General features: G+C 34.1%; 1 protein-coding gene. It reads left to right on the forward strand.

What is annotated here, in order from left to right; all coding sequences use genetic code 11:
* Positions 1-171 precede the first annotated feature (171 nt).
* On the forward strand, positions 172-440 hold a 269-nt coding region (locus tag IU405_RS00130; RefSeq protein WP_197436647.1), incomplete at its 3' end, for a hypothetical protein.

Below are 440 nucleotides of genomic sequence, written 5' to 3' on the forward strand. Positions count from 1 at the left end.
GATATGCATAAATCATCTGTTAATGACATCAACAGAAAAGAGGCCATTAAAAAAATAAGCAAATACGCTGCACTGACAGCCATGGGCACTTTTTTAATCTTAAACCCTCAAAAAGCACAAGCACAATCAGAACCACCAGCTCCAGGCGGTTGGTAATTTAAATTATAAAAAATGAAATTGTTTACTCAATTATTTAGTAAGAACAGATCAGAAAAAAAACATATTGAAAGAGTATCCGCTCAAAATAGTTACAAACCACAAGTAGTAATGGGTTGGGATCATCATCCAATAGTACTTCTTGAGGATGGTACTGTGTTTCCAAGAGAAATTGAAATGATTGAGAATGGAAAATACTACCCAAATGGTAAAATAGGAGAATGGCTATGTGACCCTATCACTGGAGAAAAACTTCCTATAGCTGACATGATTTTGTATAAATA

Source organism: Polaribacter sp. BAL334 (assembly GCF_015767435.1).
Lineage (GTDB): Bacteria > Bacteroidota > Bacteroidia > Flavobacteriales > Flavobacteriaceae > Polaribacter.